The organism is Pseudomonas sp. NPDC089534, from assembly GCF_044749305.1.
GTDB lineage: Bacteria > Pseudomonadota > Gammaproteobacteria > Pseudomonadales > Pseudomonadaceae > Aquipseudomonas > Aquipseudomonas ekonensis.
In genome coordinates this window covers 1-21142 of the sequence record NZ_JBIVHR010000001.1, presented here as the reverse complement: position 1 = coordinate 21142, position 21142 = coordinate 1, and the positions used below count along the sequence as shown (strand labels likewise).

At 62.8% G+C, this 21142-nt stretch carries 13 protein-coding genes; 10 read left to right on the top strand and 3 right to left on the bottom strand.

The features are described from left to right. Positions 1-6: 6 nt before the first annotated feature. Positions 7-6639, bottom strand: coding sequence for a DUF3320 domain-containing protein (locus ACIP0B_RS00065; protein WP_400828692.1), 6633 nt, complete (start codon positions 6637-6639; stop codon positions 7-9). 441 nt (positions 6640-7080) lie between these two features. Between ACIP0B_RS00065 and ACIP0B_RS00060 the strand changes: the two genes are divergently transcribed. From ACIP0B_RS00060 to ACIP0B_RS00020, 9 genes are all read left to right on the top strand, one after another. After that, positions 7081-8955: a 3-dehydroquinate synthase gene (locus ACIP0B_RS00060; protein WP_400828691.1), complete on the top strand. Its 1875-nt coding sequence runs from the start codon at positions 7081-7083 to the stop codon at positions 8953-8955. After that, positions 8952-9839 carry a UbiA family prenyltransferase gene (locus ACIP0B_RS00055; RefSeq protein WP_400828689.1) on the top strand — a complete coding sequence of 296 codons (888 nt, stop codon included), beginning with the start codon at positions 8952-8954 and terminating at the stop codon, positions 9837-9839. The genes ACIP0B_RS00060 and ACIP0B_RS00055 overlap by 4 nt, the downstream gene beginning before the upstream one ends. After that, the gene (locus ACIP0B_RS00050; protein ID WP_400828686.1) at positions 9836-10606 is read left to right on the top strand and encodes an EboA domain-containing protein; all 771 of its coding nucleotides are present in this window, start codon (positions 9836-9838) and stop codon (positions 10604-10606) included. The genes ACIP0B_RS00055 and ACIP0B_RS00050 overlap by 4 nt, the downstream gene beginning before the upstream one ends. A gap of 36 nt (positions 10607-10642) precedes the next feature. Beyond that, positions 10643-11527: a TatD family hydrolase gene (locus ACIP0B_RS00045; RefSeq protein WP_400828683.1), complete on the top strand. Its 885-nt coding sequence runs from the start codon at positions 10643-10645 to the stop codon at positions 11525-11527. Next, the gene (gene eboE / locus ACIP0B_RS00040) at positions 11524-12756 is read left to right on the top strand and encodes a metabolite traffic protein EboE (RefSeq protein WP_400828681.1); all 1233 of its coding nucleotides are present in this window, start codon (positions 11524-11526) and stop codon (positions 12754-12756) included. The genes ACIP0B_RS00045 and eboE overlap by 4 nt, the downstream gene beginning before the upstream one ends. Continuing rightward, positions 12746-14191: an alkaline phosphatase family protein gene (locus ACIP0B_RS00035; protein WP_400828680.1), complete on the top strand. Its 1446-nt coding sequence runs from the start codon at positions 12746-12748 to the stop codon at positions 14189-14191. The genes eboE and ACIP0B_RS00035 overlap by 11 nt, the downstream gene beginning before the upstream one ends. Further along, positions 14170-15309: a hypothetical protein gene (locus tag ACIP0B_RS00030; RefSeq protein ID WP_400828679.1), complete on the top strand. Its 1140-nt coding sequence runs from the start codon at positions 14170-14172 to the stop codon at positions 15307-15309. The genes ACIP0B_RS00035 and ACIP0B_RS00030 overlap by 22 nt, the downstream gene beginning before the upstream one ends. A gap of 10 nt (positions 15310-15319) precedes the next feature. Continuing rightward, positions 15320-17695, top strand: coding sequence for a hypothetical protein (locus ACIP0B_RS00025; protein ID WP_400828678.1), 2376 nt, complete (start codon positions 15320-15322; stop codon positions 17693-17695). 72 nt (positions 17696-17767) lie between these two features. Next, positions 17768-18817 (top strand): hypothetical protein, encoded by a 1050-nt coding sequence (locus tag ACIP0B_RS00020; RefSeq protein WP_400828676.1) that lies wholly within the window; start codon positions 17768-17770, stop codon positions 18815-18817. A gap of 74 nt (positions 18818-18891) precedes the next feature. Here the strand turns inward: ACIP0B_RS00020 and namA are convergent, their stop codons facing one another. Continuing rightward, the gene (namA, locus tag ACIP0B_RS00015; protein ID WP_400828674.1) at positions 18892-19938 is read right to left on the bottom strand and encodes an NADPH dehydrogenase NamA; all 1047 of its coding nucleotides are present in this window, start codon (positions 19936-19938) and stop codon (positions 18892-18894) included. Between the two features lie 116 nt (positions 19939-20054). Between namA and ACIP0B_RS00010 the strand changes: the two genes are divergently transcribed. Next, positions 20055-20441, top strand: a complete 387-nt coding sequence (locus ACIP0B_RS00010; protein WP_400828672.1) for a winged helix-turn-helix transcriptional regulator — start codon at positions 20055-20057, stop codon at positions 20439-20441. Between the two features lie 18 nt (positions 20442-20459). On the opposite strand, the gene ACIP0B_RS00005 is transcribed toward ACIP0B_RS00010, so the two are convergent. Then, a partial coding sequence (locus ACIP0B_RS00005; RefSeq protein ID WP_400828670.1) for a LysR substrate-binding domain-containing protein occupies positions 20460-21142 on the bottom strand: 683 nt, incomplete at its 5' end.

The window sequence follows — 21142 nt, the reverse complement described above, 5'->3', positions numbered from 1 at the left end:
TTCGGACTAGGTCTCTTTGCGATGACGGATAGCTTTTTCGATGCGCAGACGGCCCGCGTGCGCAAGCTTCGTCACACCCGCCTCCTTAGCCACTGCATAGATCAGCGCCTCAGCCTCATGCCCTATTGTCTCCATCTCTTCGACCAGAGCGGATAGTTCCTGAAGGCAAATTTCTGCAAGGCTGCGCACGGAATCATCGTCCCCGGGCCGGCGGAATGTGGCCGTAGCATCTGGCGCGAGGCTCGACGGCCAGAAAAACGTACCCAACTGCTGCTCTTCATGAGATCGGAAGTGAGCGCGTGCCACCTGATCAACACGATCGCGGATACGTGCACCTGTGCGCACCCAACCATGCGCACGCGCAATGCGTCGCGCCAAAACGCTGTCCAGCACAGGGCCTTCCACGTTTATGACATGGGTGATCATGCTCTGCAGAGTCGGCGTATAAGCCGCATCGAAGAAATGATCGGGGCTTACGCCTTCCACCGCCTGGGCAGGATCTGTTTCTCGATAGACCGGATAATCCGCCGGTTTATGGGCTACGTACTCGGGAACCACGTCAACGACAGCTGCTTTCGCATACTGCAGCTCCTGGAAACCGCCCGATGGATCATTGGCAACGGAAACGGTTTCCTCAGCCGGTACCACTTGCTGAACTTGTTCAACCAACTCGATGACCTCGGCGACCGCAGCGTCAGCTTTAAGTCGCTCCGCTTCCTCTGCTGCATCGATTTCGGCCTGTTTCTTGCGCGAAATATCGAGCAACGCCATGAGTTTCTGATGAACCTTCTCCGCAGTTCCAGCAGCATCGATCCACCAATCGGTCGACCAGATCCGGACAACCTCCCAGCCCAACCCACGCAAAACGAACTCACGCAGTTTGTCCCGATCCCGGGCCGTGGCGCTACGGTGATAGGTTGCGCCGTCGCATTCCACACCGGCGAGGAATCGACCGGGTGCATCTGGATGCACGATGCCGAGGTCGACCCGGAACGACGATACGCCGATCTGGGTAACCACGTGCCAGCCCTTCTTGGAGAGTTCAGCCGCGACGGCTTTCTCGAATGGGCTGTCAAAGCCACCCACGCTGCCTCTATCGGCTTCAACCAGAGCCTGCGGGCCGCGTTCGGCGAATTCCAGGAAGTGCTTCAGATCTCGCACGCCTTCGTTCTTGGTTCGAGAAAGATCCATGTGCTCAGGCCGGGTTGTCGAGAACACCACAAGTTCCTGACGTGCCCGAGTGATGGCCACGTTCAAGCGACGCTCCCCACCTTTCTCGTTCATCGGGCCGAAGCTCATCGAGGTATGGCCGGCCGCGTCCTTTCCGAAGGTGATCGAGAAGTAAATGATGTCTCGTTCATCACCCTGCACACTCTCAAGGTTCTTCACGAAAACAGGTTCAAGCAACGATTCCGAGAAGTAGCTATCGAGTGACGGGTCTCTACGGCACGCCTCGTCAAGCAAGTCCTCGATGAGCTTTTGTTGTTCGCCATTGAAGGTCACGACACCTACGGTATGACCAGACTCGCGGAACGCCGGAGATTTCAATCTGGCTACCAGGTGCGCGACAAGCGCCTGGGCCTCGATGCGGTTCGTCCGTGAACCGCCTCTGTCATAAATGCCCGCCACCGGATGGAGCTTGACTGCTTTGTCCGCCGTGAATGGCGAAGGAAATGTCACCAGTTCCGATTTGTAGTAACGCTGGTTCGAGAATGCGATCAGGCTTTCATGGCGGCTGCGGTAATGCCAGTTGAGGTTGCGTGTCGGGAGGTTGGCACTGATGCATTCGTCCAGGATGCTTTCCAGATCCGCCTCAGTGTCCTCGTCGTCCGATGTGGACTCGGCCCTACCGAAGAACGACGTCGGAGGCAGCTGTTTCGGGTCACCGACCATGACAACCTGACGACCGCGAGCCATAGCGCCAATCGCATCCCATACAGGGATCTGAGAGGCTTCGTCGAAGATCACCAGATCGAACGGTGTCGTGTCCGACGGCAAGTATTGAGCGATCGAGAGCGGGCTCATCAACAGGCAAGGCGTGAGCTTGGTCAAGGCACCTGGTGCCTGGCTCATCAGCTCGCGCAGCGGCATGTGCCTGGTCTTTTTGTTCATCTCATGACGTAACAAGCCCCACTCCGATGAGCGGGTTACGCTCTCTTGACTCGGGAGCTCAGAGCAAAGGCGCGCACGCAGCCAGTCACGGGTCAACGCGATGAATTTGTCATCGAGGATTCGGAAGTCACGGATGCGCTGTTCGTGCTCTGCGCTGACAAAGGTCCGGATGACTGCTTCGTTGTCGACCGTCGCGTTGAGCCACCAACGCGCATAGTTCACTTCAAGCACGCGACGTACCTTGCCGGTGGTGATGGCTCCGCTTTCCATCGCCTCCACAATTGGAGCCAAGCCAACCGCATACGCCTCATCCCGGACTTTACGCCAGGCGCACCACGCTTTCAGACGGGGCTCAGAGGCAATCATCAGCTCACAGCTCTGCTTGAGCTCTTCGAGAGACTGTTCTGAGTTCGCGGTCACTGTTTTCTCAGTGAACTGGCCCACAGCAATCAAGTGAGCCGATCGAGCCTCTACTTGCTTGAGCTTTTCACGAAGGGCTATCCCTGACTGAGCAATGGATCCTTCAGGCTCAAGCAGAGCGTTGCCATCGCCCAGCAGCGCACTCAGCGGTGCCTTGAACGCGGCGATCTGCTCCGGGTTTTCCGCCAGTTTGGTCAAGGCCGTTGCGACTTGACCTTGGAACAGCACTGCCTGACGTGCATCGTCCACCTTCGTCTTCAGGTCACTCCAAAGAGGCACAGCGTCTCGGAGATCAGAAAGATCAGCCAACTCTCGCTCGAGGATGCCTCTCTTCTTGATGAGGCCGTAATCATTCCTCAGGGTTTCGCCGCAGCGTCCCTCTTCCACCAGAGCATGGTCATCGGCTAGACGGCCACGCTCTTCAATGTCTCGTCGCTCGGCCTGGAACCGCAACGCTGCTGTGAGTACCTCAACGTCCGTAGCGAGGCCTTTCCACAGATCGTCGGTATGGCCACCGAGCTCAGTGAAACCCGTCAGCTCACTGTCGAGACGAACAATTGCGCGCATGCGAGAAAGCTGAGCCTTCAGCGCCTCTCCAAGTTGCCCTTGCTCAATGGCATCAAAGCCTTCGTCATGCCACGAAGCTTCGGCCAACTGATTCGCCACTGCGGCTTGAAGGGCTATGGCGCTTGAAAGATGTCCAGGGTCGGATTTCGATCCGTGCCAGATGTCTGCGCATTGAACACCAGGCTGCAGCTCGTCAATCGACTTGCGCACACCACGGATCTCAATCCAGGTCGAGAGGTCTCTCCCGACATCTGCCTCTCCCGGCGCGGCCTGCACTGCGGCAAGGGTAGCGGTGACACGACGTTTGCCCAGCCACGATTTAGGCCAGATGGCATCGCCAGCCTTGAGCCAATCCCGGTGAAGTCCTTCAACATCGAGCGCTTCGACCGAGTCGGTGTAAGTCACAGAGAGCTGTTCAGTCAACGCAACGATATGCGAGAACCTGGAAAGTGTCTCTTGTAGCGTCTCGACCACCGCTGAGGACCAAACAGGGGTCAGGGAATCCACGGTCGACCTGCGTTGGCTCAACAGATCCATCGCACGTTTGGCCTCTCCCCCTACCCTGGTAGACCAGATCGCCGACAGTCTGGAAGTCAGGTCACGGTGCTCTTCGATCCGGTTACACCCCTCCGTCAGACGTTGTGCAATGGATCGCGCATTGGGCAACAAGACAAAGCGCCAATCATGACCGGCGGCATTTGGCAGCACCGAGGAAAGCATCGACAGTCCTTCGAGAGCCAAAGGTGTATGAGGGACTGTGGGGAGCCCTGCCAGCTCAGTGAAGCGGTCGACCGCCTTTTGAGCCTCAAGAACCGTAGGCAGTACATCACGGGCCGCCTGAACAAACTCTTGCCTCCAATGCGGAGACCATTCTGTTTGCCCTATTCCGGACAGCGCATGGCTGCCGAGGTTGGCGTAGCCAACCTCTTGAGCGTTGACCTCCAACCGGTCGCCGATCTCGCGAATCTCCAGCATTGCCTTCTGGTCATGAAATTCAGGAGACATCCAGCTCAGGTTCGCTATCGGCTCGTCTGTGCCGGACGTGACGGTTCCGATTGCGTCGTAGACGGTGTAGCCGTTCCGATATCGGTTATGAAGTCTCTCGACATAGATGTTCAAACTGTCTCGAATGGAAGCCAGACGCTGCGACTCAACCTCCCACGCATCTGCATCGACCTCTCCCTTGGCTTCCCAAGCCGACTGCAACTGAGCCAAGACATCAGCCTTACGCGCCTTGCTGGAGTGCAGTTCGAGGCAGAATTCTCCAAGTCCGATTTCGCGAAGGCGCCGATAGACGACATCCAACGCAGCGATTTTTTCAGAGACAAACAATACACGCCGCCCCTGAGCGATCGACTGGGCGATCATGTTGGAAATCGTCTGGCTCTTCCCGGTGCCCGGAGGGCCGATCAGAACGAAGTCCTTGCCCTTGGCGGCAGCCATGACCGCAGCGAGCTGGGATGAGTCTGAAGGCAACGGACAGAAGACATCTGCCGGGCCGTAGTCACGATCCAGGAACTTCGCGTCCGGGAACGGAGTACCGGATGCAAATGAGTCCCTGGGGGTATCGAGAAGGTGTTGCACGACAGAGTTCTGCCGCAAGTGATGTGCGTTCTCTGACAAATCCTTCCACATGAGGTACTTGGCGAAAGAGAACATGGCCAACGTCACATCCTCGGACAGCTCCCATCCGGGAATGTCCTTAATGGCATGGCCTACGCGCCTCCAGATTCCAACGATATCCAGTCCCGAGTCGTCACGTGGCAGCTCAGTCTCCAGCGTTCCCAAACCCAGTTCAAAGTCTTGTCGAAGCATCTCGATCAGTGTCGGGTTGAAGCAAGGCTCATCGTCATGCAGCACGATCGAAAAGCCGGATCGTGCACTTTTACGCTCAAGGCTCACCGGGATCAGTACCAAAGGTGCACTGTATTTTTGTCCGGCCTTGTCTTCGCGCGTCCACTTCAAGAAGCCGACGGCCAGGAACAACGTGTTGGCCCCGCCCTCTTGCAATGCGGTACGGGCTCCTCGATAGAGCTCGGTCAAGCGCACATCCATTTCGCGATGGGTGAGCGCTACGAAAACCTCTCGCCGCTTCAGTGCGTCCTCTGCATGGCGTCGACGAACATCCTCACGCTCACGCAGCTCATACAGCTCCCTCTCACGTGGATCCGCACCATCCATAAGGTCTGGGCGCGTCAGAAGCTTTAGTGACTGTCCGCTAGCGAGAATGTCCTCGAGAGTTCCAGGATCCGGCGCCTCAAGCTTGAGGGCTCGCTTTCCGTACTTGAAGTTGAGGAGGTTGTTACGCAACGAAAGATCAAGGAGCTTACGCTGCCACCGCTCCAACCTGTCTTTGGGGCTGAGCTTGGTGATGTCCTCGACTTCAACATTGACAATCTCATCGGGGATATCGTCGCCATCTTCAATCAGGAGTACCGGCTCATCGTCCGGCTCGGTTGTCATGACCCGGGCAATTTGAGCTTCGGAACTGGCCAAGGGCTTGATGCGTTGCAGTCGGGCTCGCCGGACATCTAGCAGCATCTCGAACTCAGATTCCGCTTCCTCCTCGATCTGCTTGGCTCCACGCTCCACTGCGTAGGCGAATGTCGGAATCGATGTCTGCGTAAGCAGCGTGGTTTCAAACAGAGCGAGCTCCTTGAGCTTCACCCTTTTGCGAACCGTCGAAACGTCGTCGATGAGTGTGGTGGTAAATTCCTCCGGCTTAAGCCACACACCTGCAAAGGCATGGCCCCGGGTAAAGACGATCACTGGATTGAGACCGATCTGCTCCAATGCCGCACACAGGAATAGGGTCAAATCCATACAAGTCGCCAAACCGGAGTCCGCAATTTGACTAGGGCTTCGCACCTTTTGGCCGAATTGCTCAAAGCTGGCCGGAGGCAGGGAGTAATCCAGTTTCATGCGTGCAACTGCGCCCCATGCAGCCGAGGCGAGTTGCCATGCTCGCTTGGGGCCACCGCTGTAGCCATCCAACGCAGGCGACTTCTCGCTCAGACGCATCAACTCCGCAGCTTGCTTAAGCAGCCGCTCTACGGCTGGGTCGTTAGGCTGAACGAACGCAGCCGTCATATCCGGGATGTGCCCTAATCCACCCCACTGGTTTCGGGGGAGTAGCTCAACGACTTGATCGAGTCGGGAGATGACTTGCCGTCCGTCTTCGGCTTCTTTGCAATCCGCTTCCAAGACGAAAGAGAACGTAGACATTTCGGCTTCGGTAAGCCTGCTCAGAAGAGGACCATCCAGCACCAGATCGAGACCTGGAATGGATCGGAACGACTCCGCTGCCACTTCTTCTATACGCCAAGTCTTAGGTTTGAAGACTTCCGGTGAAGAGGTCAGGGTAAGGATCGCGTTGACATGACGCTCACTCGTTTCATTCGAGAGCCGCAACTCATGGATAACCGGGATTGCGTTCTGGAAGTCCGCCAAGTTCAGCTTCGATACCAAAGTGGCGAGGATCTTGAGCTCTTTAGGCTTAGGTTCTTCTTGTGGGGTGACGTGTTGGGCGAACTCGTCCATGTGCAACGTTCCTTGTCAGCGGCCCTGGGGGATGCAGGCGAACGCCCGATCAAGGAGGCCCCATTGAGCTAATGGCGAGATGATAGCGCGTCTGCTTGGCTGAGTAATGAGCCTTTGGTCACCCCCGAGACCATCTGCTTGGCTCTGCCAACCCATACTGTTCCGATCAAGGCATTACGCTTTCTGAGCTCAAGTTGCCGCTAATCCACCGTAAAAAGACAAACTCCTAGCGTTTCCCCCCAAGTCAGGGAGGTCGTCGGCAGACCCAATCGATCCTCCTTGCAAAACCCCGGCGACCGTCTAGTTTTGTGTGAGTTCCAATTAAATAACATCAAAACACCATCACCCTGCCAGGAGGCGCCCTCTCCCAGAAAGCCATCAGCACACTGCCTTTAGTCACTGAAACGGATCTCAGTCAAAACGAATCAAGAGGGATGCTTGATGAAGCGCAGTCTTTTGCACCGTGTGCGTTCGGCACGCGGGCCCGCTGATCATTTCTGGGTGTCGGTGTTTTGCTTCTCGGGCCTTGTGATCGCCAGCTTCCTGCTGTTCGAGCAGCAGATCCACGGCTTCATCGCTCAGCTCGACCTGTACCTGCCCCGCACGCCCGCCCAGCAAATCAACCTGGCTCTGGTGCTGATCGCACTGCTGGCCCTGGACGTCGTCCTGCCGGTGCCTTCGAGCATGGTGGCGCTGCTGGCCGTGGCCGCGCTGGGCGGTGTGGGCGGATATCTGGTGATCTTCATCGGCCTGTGCCTGGGGGCGTGGTTGGGGTATGCGTTGGGCGCCGGGTATTTCCGGGTGTTGTCCGGGCGTCTCGGGCTGCATCAGCGCAAGCCGGGGCAACTGGCGTACCGGTTGGGCACGCTGTCGTTGATCTGCCTTCGCGGCGTGCCGGTGCTGGCGGAGACCTCGGTGGTGGCCGCCGGCATGCAGCGCTATCCGCTGCGCGCGTTCGTGCTGGTGACCACCCTGGCCAATGCCGGCCTGGCGCTGGCCTACAGCGCCATCGGCACCTTGCTTGTCGAACAGAACGCGCTGCTGGTGACCCTCCTCGCCAGCATGGTGTTGCCGGGGCTGTTCATCGCCGGGCACAGCCTGTTCAAGAGTTTGCGCAGGCCGGCGCCGGAGCGCCCGCTGCAAGGCCGTTTCGATGTCCGCTACGACTATCCGGTGTTGTTCACCGATCATCTGTTCGACCCGCTCAACCCCTGCCTGCACCAACAGCTCACCACCGGCCAACGGGGCCCGGTGACGGTGCTGGCGTTCGCCGATGAACAACTGCTGCAATCCACCCCGCAGCTGTCGGGGCAGATCGAAGCCTGGTTCGCCGCCCACGCCGGCGACCTGCGCCTGAAGGCGCCGCCCATCGCCGTGCCGGCCGGGGAACTGAGCAAGACCGGCGAGGTGCTGCAGCAGTTGTACGCCGACATGCTGGAGCACGGGCTGGACCGGCACTGCTATGTCCTGGCCCTGGGCGGCGGTGCCGTGCTGGACTCGGTGGGCTACGCCTGCGCGACCTTCCACCGGGGCATTCGCCTGATCCGCATCCCCAGCACGGTGCTGGCCCAGAACGACGCCGGCATCGGGGTGAAGAACGGCATCAATGCCTTCGGCCAGAAGAACCTGCTCGGCGCGTTCTACCCCGCCACCGCCGTGATCAACGACTTTCAGTTGCTGACCAGCCTCAGCCGCCGCGACCAGATCGCCGGCCTGGCCGAGGCGGTCAAGGTGGCGCTGATCAAGGACGACGCCTTTTTCCAATGGATGGAGCAGCAGGCCGACGCCCTCGCCCGCTTCGATCATCCCGCCAGCCGCTACGCCATCCGCCGCTGCGCCGAACTGCACCTGGGGCACATCACCGGCGCCGGCGACCCCTTCGAACGCGGCAACGGGCGGCCGCTGGACTACGGCCACTGGGCCGCGCACCGGCTGGAGAACCTCAGTCATCACCGCCTGCGCCACGGCGAGGCGGTCGCGGTGGGCATGGCCCTGGACGGGCTCTACGCCAATGCCCTCGGCCTGTTGAGCGATGCCGAGACTGAGCGTGTGCTTGGGCTGCTGACCCGGCTCGGCTTCAACCTGTGCCCGCCGGAACTGGCACTGAAAGACTCGCAGGGCCGTTCGCAGGTGCTGCTCGGGCTGGAGGAATTCCGCCAGCATTTGGGCGGGCAGCTTTCCATTCCCCTACTCAATCGCATCGGCGCATCCATCGACCTGCATGAGATCGATGACCGGCTGATGGAACAGGCGCTGATCCGGCTGTCCACCCGCAGTGCCTCTGCACTGGCCTTGAACGAGGGCTGCGCGCAATGAGCCAGATGTCGGGCCTCAAGACCTGGATGACCCTGGGCCGGATCTCCAACCTGCCGACGGTGTGGACCAACACCCTGGCCGCCACGCTGCTGGCCAGCAGTGCCGGCGCCCTGGCGCCGCCGTCGTCGTTGGTGTGGGTTCTGCTGCTGGTCACACTCTCGCTGCTGTACCTGGCCGGCATGCTGCTGAACGATCTGCTCGATGCCGACTGGGACCTGCTGCACCACAACCCGCGCCCGATCACCCTGGGCCTGGTCAGCCGGGAACACGTGCGCTTCGCCACCTTGCTGTTGCTGGCGCTGGCGGCGGCCTCGGCGCTGGGCCTGAGCCAATTGACCGACCAGCCGCACTGGCTGCTGGGCAGCGTCGTGCTGCTGGTGGGCTGCATCCTCGGCTACAACCTGCTGCACAAGAAGTACGCCCACAGCGTCTGGCTGATGGGCGCCTGCCGCTCGGCGCTGTACCTCACCGCAGCGGCCAGCCTGGCGGTGCCGCCGGAGCCCATCTGGCTCTGCGCCGTTCTGCTGGGCGTGTACATCAGCGGACTGACCTACCTGGCCCGTCAGGAACACCGCAACCAATTGCTCAGCCGCCTGCCCCTGGTTCTGATGCTCAGCCCGCTGGCCCTGGCGGTGTACGCCGACAACCTGTGGTTCTGGCCGGTGTTGCTGCTGTGGCTCGGCTGGCTGGGATGGCACTACCGGCGGCACCTCGCCGATCCCCGGCGACGGCAGGTGCGGGCCTTCATCGGTGCGGGGCTGGCGGCCCTGCCGCTGTTCGATGCCTTGGTGATGGCCGTGGCCGATCAGCCGCTGGGCAGCCTGTTCTGCGTGATGGTGTTTTTCCTGCTTCCCCACTTTCAGCGCTGGGTGAAACCGACATGAACATGGACGTCACCGTACCGCCCACGGACGCGCTCGACATGCGCCGCGAATGCCTGGCCGAACTTCAGCAAGCCCTGATCCGCCAGCTCGATCCGACCGAGCTGCAATGGTGGCGCGAAGCGCAGGAACAGCTTGCCCGCTCCCCGGACGCCGACACCGCCGCGCTGTTGAGCAGCCAGTGCAAGCGCCATCTGCGCGAGCAAGCCGTGGCCGACAACGGCTGGAGCACCCTGGAACTGGCGCGCGCCCTGTTGCTGGCCCACGTGCTCGAACACCACGCCCCCGGCGCGCAACTGCCCTTGCTGCATCAGCTGTTTCTGTGGGGCGACGACCACGAAAAGGTCGCCCTGCTCAAGGCCCTCGACTGGCTCGACAGCCATGGCCGTTGCCTTGAGCTGGCGTTGCAGGCCGGCCGCACCAGCAACAGCCAGGTGTTCGCCGCCCTCGCCCTCGACTCTCCTTACCCGTCGCGCCATTACCCCGAACGGGCCTTCCACCAGCTGGTGCTGAAGGCACTCGGCATGGGGCTCGACGCCGCACGCTTGATCGGCCTGACGCAGCGGCACAGCGTCACCCTCAACCAGTTAGCCCTCGACCTGCTGGAAGAACAGCTCGCCGCCGAACGCACGGTGTCCGCCGGATTGCCCCGGCTGATCGCCTTCAGCCTGCTCGACCCTGCGCAACGCCAAAGGCTGGACGACCTGAAGCGGCAGCACCGCTTGCCGCCGGAGTGGCACGGCCACCTGGCCGGCACCCCAACGAACTGATGCCCAACCCGCCTGCGCCTTTGACGAGGAGTCACCATGCCCAAGTACTTCGATCCGCATATCCATATGGTCAGCCGCACCACCGACGACTACCAGAACATGGCGGCCGCCGGCATCACCGGAGTGATCGAGCCGGCGTTCTGGCAGGGCCAGGCCCGGACCAGCGTCGGCAGCTTCGTGGACTACTTCGACACCCTGCTGGGCTGGGAGCGCTTTCGCGCCAGCATGTTCGGCATCCACCACTTCTGCACCATCGGCCTCAACCCGAAGGAGGCCAATGACCTGTCGGTGGCCGACGAAGTGCTGAAGATTCTGCCGCGCTATCTGGTGAAGGACGGCGTCGTGGCCGTCGGCGAGATCGGCTACGACGACATCACGCCCGCCGAGGATCGTTTTCTGTGCATCCAGCTGGAGCTGGCCAAGCGGTTCAAGCTGCCGGTGCTGGTGCACACCCCGCACCGCGACAAGATCGGCGGCACCAAACGCACCCTGGCCGTGATCCAAGAAATCGGGATCCCGGAGCATCAGGTGATCATCGACCACCTCAACGAACTGACCCTGCCGCTGGTGATGGAGACCGACTGCTGGCGCGGCCATTCGATCTACCCCAACACCAAGATGTCGGAGACGCGCATGGTCGCGCTGCTCCAGCAGTACGGCACGGACAAGATGGTGGTCAACAGCGCCGCCGACTGGGGCATCAGCGACCCGCTCAAAGTGCCGAAGACGGGCCAGGCCATGCTGGACGCCGGCTTCAGCGAAGCCCAGGTCGAAAAGGTGCTGTTCCACAACCCGGTGGACTTCTTCGCCCAGAGCGGCCAGCTCGACAAGGCCCTGGTCAGCACGCCGCTGCCCATCGACCAGCGTAAGCAGTGGCAGGAAAACTCCGCCCTGCGCGGTCAGGATCCGGTGATCAAATGAGCGCAGCCGCCGGATGGACGGCCGCGCAGGTCGGCTATTGCAGCAACGTGCACCCGACCCGGGACCTGGCCGGAACGCGGGCCTCCATCGAGCGGCACTTTCAGGGCGTGCGCCGGCTGCGGGGCTTGAGCGAACAGGACAGCGGCCTGTGGATCAGCGCCCTCGCCGCCGCCGAGCTGCAACAGGCGCCGGCCCGCGCGCAGTTCCTGGGCATGCTCCAGCAAAAGGGGCTGCGCCTGACTTCGCTGAACGGCTTTCCGTATGGGCAGTTTCATGACGGCGCGGTGAAAGCCGATGTCTACCTGCCCGACTGGAGCCAGCCGAAGCGCTTGGCGTACAGCCTGAACCTGGCGCACCTGCTCGCGCAGGCCTTGCCGGCGGACTGCCCTCAGGGCGTGATTTCCACCGTTCCCTTGGGCTATGCCGCCCGCTGGAGCCCGGCATTGCAGCAGCGGGCCGAGCATCAGTTGCGCCAGCTCACCGCCTCGCTCGCCAGGCTGCACCGGGAAACGGGCAAGAAAATCGTGTTCTGTCTGGAGATGGAGCCCGATTGCGTCCTGGAAAACACCGACCAGGCCATCGCGTTCTTCCGCCATTGGCAAGCGGTCGATCCGCACCATGGCCATCTCGCGCTGTGTTTCGACGTCTGCCACCAGGCGGTGATGTTCGAAGACTGTTATCAGTCGCTTAACCGGTTGCGCCAGGCCGGGGTGCCGGTCGGCAAGATCCAGCTGTCCAACGCGCTGATCTGCCGCCTGGACGGTCTGGACGAGAACCGCGCCCGGCAGATCCTTGACGTGTTGAGCGCTTTTTCCGAAGCCACGTACCTGCATCAGGTCAAGGCACGGGATGCCGAGGGCCGCTTGATGGCCTGGCCGGACCTGCCCGCGGCGCTCGACGATTGCGCGAAGCATCCGGGGCGCTACCCCGAGCTGAGGATCCATTTCCACGTGCCGCTGTTCAGCGAACACTTGCTGCTACCTGAACTCAGCGGCAGTCAGATGGCCCTGGCGCAGACCTTCGACTACCTGGCCGAGCACAAGGACTTTCGTCCGGTGCTGGAGGTGGAAACCTACAGTTGGGGCGTGTTGCCCGCTTCACTGCGGCCCGCCGATGAACAGGCCCTGCTCGAAGGGATCGGCGCCGAGCTGCGCTGGGTCGAGGCGCAACTTCGTCAGCGGCGCCTGCTGCAAGCCCACGCACAGGAGATCAGCGCCGATGCCCTCTGAACGCCCGCGTCAACCGCTGATGCTGATCAACGTGGTCGGGCTGACCCCGGCGCTGCTGGGCCCGGACACGCCGCACATCAATGCGCTGCTGAAGACGGCGCAGATGGCCAGCCTGCAACCGTCGTTTCCGGCCGTCACATCCACCGTGCAGGCGTCGATTCTCACCGGGCTGCCGCCCTCCGGGCACGGCATCGTCGGCAATGGCTGGTATTTCCGCGATCAGGCCGAAGTGCGTTTCTGGCTGCAGCCCAACGCGCTGATCCAGGGCGAGAAGGTGTGGGACGTGCTCAAGCGCGAGCTGCCGGGGTTTCGCTGCAGCCAGTTGTTCTGGTGGTACAACATGTACGCGAACGTGGACGCCTCGATCACCCCGCGCCCGCATTACCCGGCCGACGGCCGCAAGCTGTTCGGCCTGTATTCGTCGCCGCCGGGGCTGCACGAGCGCATCGAGGCGCAGATCGGCGAGTTCCCGTTTCCGGGCTTCTGGGGGCCGGCGGCCGGCATCGCCTCCAGCCGCTGGATCGTCGATTGCGCCCTGCTCGAGTTCCAACTCAACCGGCCCGACCTGCAACTGATCTACCTGCCCCACCTCGACTACAGCCTGCAACGGGTGGGCCCCGATCATCCTTCGGTCGCGGGTGAGGTGCGGGCCATCGACAGCGAGGTCGGCCGCCTGCTCGATTTCGCCCGGGAACAGGGCGCGGCGGTGATGCTGTTGTCCGAATACGGAATCGAAACCGTCGAACGCTCGGTGTCGATCAACCGCATACTGCGCTCGGAAGGCCTGTTGCAGGTGCGCCAGTCGCTGACCTGGGAGCTGCTGGATCCGGGGGCCAGCGCGGCCTTCGCCGTGGTCGATCATCAGGTCGCGCACATTTATGTGAAGCACGCCCGCGACCTCCCACGGGTCAAGGCACTGCTGCAGCGCGACCCCGGCATCGAACAGGTGCTGGACAAAGGCGAGCAGCGCACCCGGCAACTGGATCACCCGCGCAGCGGCGAGCTGGTGGCCGTCGCCGCCCCAGGGCACTGGTTCGATTACCGCTACTGGCTCGACGACCGCAAGGCGCCCGACTTCGCCCGCACCGTGGACATCCACCGCAAGCCGGGCTACGACCCGCTGGAGCTGTTCATCGACCCGGCCATCCGTTTTCCGAAACTCAAAGTGGCGCGCCGCCTGCTGCAGAAGAAGCTCGGCTTTCGCTACTACATGGACCTGATTCCGCTGGACACGTCCATGGTCCGCGGCAGCCATGGCCGCCCGCCTGCCGACGAACAGACCGGCCCTTTGCTCATCACCGATTGCGACCTGCCGTTGCCGCAGCGTTTGGCGGCGACGGCGGTGCAACAACTGCTCCTGCAGCATTTCCTGGGGCAGACCTACACCCACCTGGCCAATGCCAAGGAGCTCACATGCGGCGAGCCATCTCCATAACCGTTCTCAGTACCCTGGCAGGATTAGCCCAGGCGGGAACGAACGACACCTTCGATTGCAGCAACTTCCTGCAATTCGGCGGCGACCTGAACAAGACCCGGGCCGAATTCGCGCAAAGCCCGGAGACCATGAGCTGGAACTGGTTCGCCTGCCTGAACCAACCGGCCTCCGAGGACAGCCCCGACCGGGTCTGGGAAACCATGAAACCGTCGGACCAGGTGTACCTGAGCAACGGCGCCCAGCCCCTGCCCTACGCCCAACGCGTCCCGACGCCCCAGGCCGTGCTGGACAAGGCCACGCAGCAGAAGATGAACCTGAGCCGGGTGTTCCACAACCTCAACGCCATCCAGCAGGTGGACGGGCTGATCCTGGAGATGGGCGGTGACGTGCCGGAGACCGAGCGCGGCAAACCGGTGCGGTTCCAACTGCTGATGGGCGAAGGCACCTTCGACTACATCGTCGAGAAGCAGGTCTACAACATGAACGGTCAGTACGCGCTGACCAGCAACCTGGCCTTCCCTTCCGACGCCTGGGAGCTGAAGTCCGGCTGGCTGTGGATCGGCGATGACCCGGCCTACCAGAAGCGGCTGGAAGACGACGGCTACTACATCGGCCAGGCCTACTACCAGGACAAGGACGGGTATCAGGTCGGCTATGCCGCGCTGAGCGCCCTGCACGTGATCAACAAGCTGAACCCCGGCTGGGTGTGGACCACCTTCGAGAACCGCAACAACAGCAAGTACACCGTGACCAATGCGATTCCGCCCACGCCGATGACCAACAGCACCGGCCCCACCGCTGCGGCGCAGCCGGTCAACACGCAGTTCCAGGGCCAGTTCCCGCAGTTGGCGCAATACGAACAGATCGGCACGCAGATTCGGACGACCCCCACCCTGCTCGCCAACTCCCAGCTGGAGTCGGCCTTCCAGAGCCAGTCCTCGTGCTTCGCCTGTCACGACACGGCCGCGTACTCGAAGAAGGACGGCTACTTCAATTTCGCTCTGAAACAGCAAGGAGGCATCGTTTACCCCACTGCCTTGGTGCCGGCATCGGATTTTGCCGGTTACAACAAACTGGACTTTGTCTGGTCGCTGAAGCGCGCCCAGTGGCAACGCTAAGGAGCATGACATGAGCGTACTGAACTTCCCCCGCATCTACATGAACGGCCATATGTTCTGGAACCCGCCGACGGCCAACAACAACGACACCTACCCGCTCTACGACGCGGTGAGGATGGAGATGAACTGGCGGTTCCTCGAGCACTACAACATCACGCCGGCCAATGCCGCCAGCGACCTGATGCCCTGGATCATCGCCCCGCGGGTGCTGCACGAGGCGCCCGCCTACGTCACCCAGGTGCCGGGCAACGTCGGCATGAGCCCCCCCACCATGCTGCCCGGGGAATGGGACCTGTTCGGCGACAACGCCTGCGGCACCGTCAACTACGACCAGACCCGCTCCGTCATCATCGGCGGCGAACTGCCCAACGGCGGCTACGTCGATCAGGATCCCCTGATCAACCAGACCTACAACCTGATCGGCAACCCGTTCGGCAGCACCAGCCCCACGGCGGCGCGCTTCGTCGACGTGAGCCCCTGGCAGAACACCTTCACGGCGCTGTACTTCGACAAACTGGTGCTGGGCGACGACCAGTGCGGCCTGACGCTCAACCGGCAGTACCGGATGCTCGACCGCTTCCTCAACTTCAACTGGGCGGCGACGCTGCGCGGCTTGATCTACGTGACCGTCACCTGGCAAACCTGCTTCCCGAGGGAGAACCTCAGCTGGGCGATCGGCGATTCGGCCCTGCTGCGCAACCTCAAGGAACAGATGGAACAGCAGAACGCCCAGGGCTTGATGTTCCGGTTTTCCTCCTACCTGACCTGCTACGACAGGAACGGCGTGTTCAACAACTACCCGTTCGTCGACACCCGTTCCGATACGCCATTGGCGTTGGCGAAGCTGCAGGACATGTACCAGCAAGGGCTGGACAACGTCGGCAGCATCTTCTTCAACCCGGCCTACAGCCGCACATCAGGCACCCTGGGCCTGTGGCTGGACGGCGAGTACCCGACGGCGCCGTCCGGTCGACGCCTGGTTCCGGCCAAACCGGTTCCCGTCACCGGCGTCGGGCAAGCCGACAACGCGGTGACGCTGGGCGTCATGTCGGTGCAGGCCCATGGCGACACCTTGTCGCTGGATCTCTTGAACACCTTCCCCAGCTACGCGTTCGACTCGAAGGCCCCCATACCGGTGGCGGAAAAGTTCGAGGCCGGCAACTACAAGCTCGGGATACGCCAAGGTGACCAGTTCACCCCGTTGGTCGGTTTCGGCTTCAACGATTACCGGCAGTCCGAGTTCGACAAACGCTCCGGCATCCTCGATCTGCCCCTGGACGCCGAGGCGCAGAAGCAACTGCAAAGCGGCACCCTTGAGCTGCAATTGCAGACGTCGACGCCCGTAGTGGCCGCGACCCAGGAGATGTGGACCGCCGAGGTGGTCGAAAGCGGCAGTTTCATCGACGTGGGCGAGCGCCGGACGCTGCACATCATGGTGCAGTACGACGGCCAGCCCGCGCCGGCCGGCACCGTGCTGACGGTGGCCGAATACAGCAACCCCTACCTCGTCGGCACGTCCGACTACTACCTGACGTTCAGCAACCACGCCGACTTCACCCTGTTCATCGATCACCCGCAAGACCGTTCGAAGAACAGCTCCAACCTGCCGCAGTTCGAAGGCATGCCGACCGTCGCACGCAGGGTCAACGACGGCACGGGCCGTCAGATCGTCGCAACCCGCATAGCCGAGGCGTCCCCCACCGAGCAGCCGGTCAGCTACCAACAGTACCTGCCGACGCCGGGTTCGGTGGCCCTGAGCCCCTGCCTGTCGTTCGACAACCCCATCCTGGCCGAAGGTCAGTTGCAGGATGAACCGAACGGCTCGGTGCAGTACACCTACACCCGGATCCAGACCGACGCCAACGGCATTGCCCTGTTGACCGTCACGGGGCGGGCGGCGGGCTTCCCGACCCTGCGCTTCTTCCTGCACGACAGCGGTCAGCCGCCGTCGATCCCCTTCAGTTTCGCGTCGGGGCAGGCCTACGTCGATTTCCTCGCACCGCTGCGCATCCTGCCGCAGGAGCCGCAGATGCAGCAGGACTTCGTCGATGCGTGGAACCGCATTTACCAGCAACCCGATGCCGGCGAGCTGATTTGGACGACCTTCATCTACCCCCGCATCCTGGAGCCCTTCTATTACCTGTACCCGATCATGAACAAGTACATGCCGCTCAATTCGTTGCCGCGCATCGAAGGCGCCATCGACCAGTTCATCGTGCTGATCAGCAAGGAGTACCAAGAGGAAAGCACCCTGGCGATGCCGATCACCCGGGACCTGCCGCAGAGCCGGCGGGCGATCCTGGAGCTGTGGGCGAATGCGCTGGTCAAGCATAACTACCCACCCTTCCCGCTCAGCCTGAGCGACTACCCGCAACGCAAGGCCTGAAGCGGCAGCGCTTCACGCAGGAACGCCGGGTGACAGGCCTGTCACCCGGCGCTTGTCCACGGAGAGAGACCCATGCCCATGCACATCCCGGCGCAGCCCCGCGAGGCCTTGCGCCCCCAGACGATCATCGCCAAAGGCCTGCTGAACCCCCGCGGCGTCTGCGCCCAGGCCGACGGCAGCCTGCTGCTGGCCGAGGCCGGTTCGGGCCTGCCGGACGAACCGTTCAGCGGCCGGATCAGCCGGCTGCGGCCCGATCCGCATAACCCTGGAGCCTACCTGCCACGGGAAACCCTGGCGCAGGGTTTCCGCGCCATGAACATGCAGGCCCGCATGCTGCGGGACGAAATCATGGGGCTGTCGGACATCGCGTTCGGCGACGGCCGCTGCCTGGTCAGCCAGACCGACTATGTCGAAGGCTCCAAACTGCTTGACCTGCAATACAGCCCGCCTGAGCCGGTGTGCCACAGCCGGGGCAACCTCAACGCCCTGTGCTACCACCCAGGCCGCCGCAGTTGGCTGGCGGTCAAACCCGATACCAACGAGCTGGTGGAGTTCAGGCCCGGCCAAGAGGAACGTGTGCTGGTCCGGTTGCCCGAACTGAATCAGGGCCAGGAAGCCGTGCCCGTCACCCTGGTGCACGAACCGGCGACGGACGCCGTGCTGATCAGCCTGTTCTCCGGCGAACTGCACGGCGATCCGGATCGCAAAGGCATCGACTTCGCCGACAAGGCCGGCCAGGTGATCCGGGCGTGGCCGGACAGCGGACAGATCGAGCGCCTGATCGACGGCCTGCAACTGCCCACCGGGCTGGCCCTGAGTGCCGAGGGGGACGTGCTGGTGCTCGAACTCTGCGACCGCCTGCAGCAACCCTTGACCGCCGACTGGCACGGCGAGCCCCGGCACGGCGGCTTCACCCGGTTCAGCGGACGGCTGCTGCGCTGCGACCTGACAACCGCCCAGGTGACCGTGCTCGCCCGCGACCTCGACACCCCCTCCAACCTGTGCGTGCTGCAGGACGCGGTGCTGATCAGCGAAGGCATGGGATTGAAGGGCCGGCCGCTGCCCACGCCGGAGGGCGGCGTGGTGGCGTTGAGCGGACGGTTGCGTCGGGTGGGGCTCTGAGGGAACCGGTTCAGACAGGCAAAAAAAAGCCCAGGGCATGCACGTCTCAAGTGCAATGCCCCGGGCCCCTCACATCAGGCCGGCACCTTGGCATCCAGCCACACCGCCCCGTAGCGCGTGTAGGCCTTCGGAATCTCGATGTATTCCTTCAGGTCATCCGCCGCGCTGCGCACCCAGAACGGGTCACGCAGCATCTGGCGGCCGACGAAGATCAGGTCCGCCCGGCCGTTCTGCAGGATCTCTTCCGCCTGGCGCCCGTTCTGGATCAGCCCCACGGCGCTGGTGGCGATGTCCAGTTCCTTGCGCAGCAGTTCCGATGCCGGCACCTGGTAGTTCGGGTAGGTGTGCACCTTGATCATCTTGATGCCGCCCGAGCTGCAATCGATCAGATCCACGCCCTGCTCCTTCATCCAGCGGCCGTACTCCAGGAACGACTCCGGGGTGTTGCCGCCTTCGACGTAGTCGGTGCTGGAGATGCGCACGAACAGCGGACGGTCGCCCCACACCTGTTTCACTTCATCGATGATCTCGCGGACGATCCGGTAGCGGCGCTCGGCGTCGCCGCCGTAGGCGTCGGTGCGGGTGTTGGCCAGCGGCGACAGGAACTCGTTGAGCAGGTAACCATGGGCGGTGTGGAGCTCCAGCACATCGAACCCGGCTTCGAGGGCGCGGCGCGCACCTTGGCCGAACGCCTTGACCAGCGCGGCGATCTCTTCCACGTCCAGGGCGCGGGGCACCGGGCTCTGTTCGGTGAACGGGATCGCCGACGGCGCCACCCGCTCCACGCCCGGCAGGTCCGCGTTGCGGCCGGCGTGGCCGATCTGCGCGCCGGCCTTGGCGCCGAAGCTGTGCAGCAGATCGACCAGGCCCTTCAGGCCGGCGACATGATCGTCGCTCCAGATGCCCAGGTCGCCCTCGCCGATGCGGGCGTCCTTGGCCACCGCCAGCGTCTCGGGGAAGATCAGTCCGGCCTGGCCCTGGGCTCGGGCGCCGTAGTGCACGTGGTGCCACGGGGTGACGAAACCGTCGTCGGCCGCCATGTGCATGCACATCGGCGACATGACGACCCGGTTGCGCAGTTTCAGGCCGTTCAGTTCAAAGGGGGAAAGCAACAAGCTCATGCAGGATGACTCCGTGGATTCAAAGGACGGCGATCATGCTAGGCTGCACAGGCTTTTCATGTAAGTACGCACATTTATGTGCTGTAGGTACATTTTTGTAACCATTGGAGCTGTCCATGAGACTCGGCATACCCCACGGTGAAGTGGAAGCCTTCGCCTGTCCCGTCACCTTCACGGTCGACGTCATCGGCGGAAAGTGGAAGTCGTTGATCCTCTTCCACCTGATCGGCGGCACGCGGCGCTTCAACGAGCTTCGCCGCCTGATGCCGGAAATCACCCAGCGCATGCTGACCCTGCAACTGCGCGAACTGGAGACCGACCGGGTGATCAACCGGGTGGTCTACCGAGAGGTTCCGCCGAAGGTGGAATACTCGCTGGCGCCGTTGGGCGAAACGCTCATCCCGCTGATCACCGCGATGCGCGAATGGGGCGCGGCCCATGAGGAGACGGTCTTGGCGTACCGCCGGCAGGCGTTGGAAGAGAACGCCGCCGAGCTTGAGTGATCGCCCCGCGCCTGCGCATCACGGGTACTTGAACGTCCTGACGGCAAAGTCCAGGAACGCCCGCAGTTTCGGTGTCGCCCGTCTCCCCGAGGCATGCAGCACATGCATCGGGCGGGCACACGGCACGTACTCGGGCAACAACCGCACGAGCCGGCCGTCGCGCAGTTCCTCCGCCACCAGTTCGATGGGCTGGAGCATCACCCCGAGCCCTGCCACCGCCGCGCCTCTGAGCGCTTCGCCGCTGTCGGTGCGGAAGCGGCCGACGATCCGCACCGTGACCCGCCCCTCGGGGCCGTCGAAGGACCAGGCGGTGCGCATGGACGTGTGGGAAAACACCAGGCATTCGTGATCGGCCAGGTCCTCGGGCGTCTCAAGCGGCGCGGCGCCCTGCAAGTAACCGGGCGATGCGCACAGCACCAGCGGATATGCCCCCAGGTGCCTGGCCACCAGGCTGCTGTCGGGCAGTTCGCCGGTCCTGAACACGATGTCGTAGTTCTCCTCCACAAGATCGACCGTCCGGTTGGAGAGGCACAGCTCGACCGAGACCTCCGGGTGCGCGCGCAGGAAGGCCGGCAGCGCCGGAGCCAGCCCGTGGCTGCCGAACGTGACCGGTGCGCTGATGCGCAGCTTGCCCCTGGGCCGTGAGCGCGACTCGGCCATCAGCGCCTCCGCCTGCTCCATTTCGTCCAGGATGATCTTTG